The sequence below is a fragment of the Elizabethkingia argenteiflava genome, from assembly GCF_009904105.1.
Taxonomy (GTDB): domain Bacteria; phylum Bacteroidota; class Bacteroidia; order Flavobacteriales; family Weeksellaceae; genus Elizabethkingia; species Elizabethkingia argenteiflava.
This window is the reverse complement of record NZ_JAAABJ010000051.1, coordinates 1-612: the sequence shown is the minus strand read 5'-3', so window position 1 is coordinate 612 and position 612 is coordinate 1. Positions and strand designations below refer to the sequence as shown.

The following is a 612-nucleotide window of genomic DNA, read 5'->3' as shown; positions in this document are numbered from 1 at the left end:
TTCCAAAGCAACTCCCATTCTTATAGCACATTGATTTTGAAAATTGCAGGGGTAAGATCTCTTTCCAGGGTGATTGTTCCATAAATCATAAAACTTGATCATTATTATCGGTATTTAGGGTTACGTGTTTGCTTATATGTTTCCCTGCGATGGGCAAAATCCCAATAATCTTTTTCATCTGTACCTGGGTCAACACACCTGAATCCTCCATCCAAAACTCTTTCCGTAACGATAACACTGTCTTTCTTGATGAGGATGCCCTGAATACCTTCTCCACATATCCTGCTGAAATCATCATTTTCATCAAATCCAAAATATTTTTTCACATCCGTTCCCACTGTATCTCCTAAAACAATTAGGGTATGAGCGACCTTTACATTAGGATAGGCAAACGACTGAACTTTTCCATTCAATTTTAAAAAGTAACAGGGCGGGGAAAGTTTTATATTCCCCTTTACGACACGGTCTTTTGCTTCGGTTTTTAGTTCTGCCTGATCTCCATTTTGCAATAATTTAAAATTGATCCCATCAACAGAAAACGTGTCCGTCACTTTTAAGATCTTCTTATTTTTCTGTGTTGTATTTTCTTTTTGGTCTTCAACTTTTGAGGTC

At 37.1% G+C, this 612-nt stretch carries 1 protein-coding gene; it reads right to left on the bottom strand.

Annotated features, from left to right (window positions below; translation table 11 throughout):
• Positions 1-104: 104 nt before the first annotated feature.
• Positions 105-612 (bottom strand): hypothetical protein (locus GNY06_RS00250; RefSeq protein ID WP_166518301.1); only part of this gene is annotated, 508 nt, incomplete at its 5' end.